This is a genomic window from Mesorhizobium sp. M7D.F.Ca.US.004.03.1.1, from assembly GCF_003998635.1.
GTDB classification, from domain to species: Bacteria; Pseudomonadota; Alphaproteobacteria; order Rhizobiales; family Rhizobiaceae; genus Mesorhizobium; species Mesorhizobium loti.
On sequence record NZ_RZQG01001352.1, the window covers coordinates 1 to 1,151 of the forward strand.

Sequence of the window (1,151 nt, forward strand, 5' to 3'; positions counted from 1 at the left end):
GTAAGGAAGTCAGACACTGATCTCCTGAATCGTCTAAATGGGGCTCTTAGAAAGCTCATTGCGGACGGAACCTATCATAAAATCGCGGCCAAATACGTCAGCTTTGATCCCCTTAAGGATTGATCGAACAGAAGCGGTCGCAACACTTATCGAAAACGCCAATGATGGCTGCAGTACAAATTCAATCCTGGAGCGAAGGTTGGGCTGAAGCTTTCATTGCCGGCACTTGGATGACGATACAGATCTCTATCGCGTCATATTGTATCGGAATTGCACTTGGAGTTCTGGGCCTGTGGAGTAAGACAAGCGAAGTTATGGCGTTAAGGATCGCTGGAGACCTTTATACGACCGTCTTCCGCTCGCTTCCGGAGCTGCTTCTAATTATCCTTCTATTTTACACCGGTTCGAACCTTATAACCAATACGGTGCGTGACCTAGGCATCAGTGACAATTTCGAACTCTCCGGATTTGCGGCAGCAGTGATCGCGCTCGGCTGCGTTCAAGGTGCCTATGCAACGGAGATACTTCGCAGCGCTCACTCGACGGTACCAAAGGGCTTGTTGGAGGCTGCTTCGGCGCTTGGTTTGTCGAAGCGACAAACGCGTGGTCTCATCATCGCGCCGATCGTTTTCAAGCGCTGCCTTGCCGGCATGGGCAATCTTTGGCAAGGTATTTTGAAAGACAGTGCGCTTGTAAGCTTGGTGGGCATGCGCGAACTCATCACTGTAGGCAAGCTCGCGGCCGTCAGTACGAAGTTCTATCTTTCCTATTTTGCTGTCACGGCGGCGATCTTTTTCATCTTAGGCCTGGCCTCGATTGGCGCCTTTAACACTTTGGAACGACGACTTTCGCGTAGGTGGGCGTGACATCACCATTCGCCTTCTCGCTGGATTTCTTTGTTGCGATGATCCCACGACTTTTGGGGGGCGCGCGCATAACCATATTGCTATGGATCACCTCGAGCCTCCTTGGCATCGCGGTCGCGATCTTTTTGGTTATCCTTCGTCATTCCAACCGAACTTTTTTGGTTTGGAGTTCGACGGGCTTCATTGCGCTCATACGCGGTACGCCGCTTCTTATTCAAATATATATGGCGTATTTCGGACTAGGCGCGGTGATGGCTCACATACCCGGATTGCGCAGTACGTTCA

At 51.1% G+C, this 1,151-nt stretch carries 3 protein-coding genes; all 3 read left to right on the forward strand.

Annotation, left to right across the window (positions count from 1 at the left end):
- The coding region (locus EN935_RS37010) for a transporter substrate-binding domain-containing protein (RefSeq protein ID WP_127374291.1) at positions 1-123 on the forward strand (123 nt) is incomplete at its 5' end.
- Positions 124-161: 38 nt separating this feature from the next.
- On the forward strand, positions 162-866 hold the full coding sequence (locus tag EN935_RS37015) for an ABC transporter permease subunit (protein WP_127374292.1): 705 nt from the start codon (positions 162-164) through the stop codon (positions 864-866).
- Positions 863-1,151: ABC transporter permease subunit (locus EN935_RS37020; RefSeq protein WP_164771734.1), on the forward strand; the 289-nt coding region annotated here is incomplete at its 3' end. The genes EN935_RS37015 and EN935_RS37020, both read left to right, overlap by 4 nt.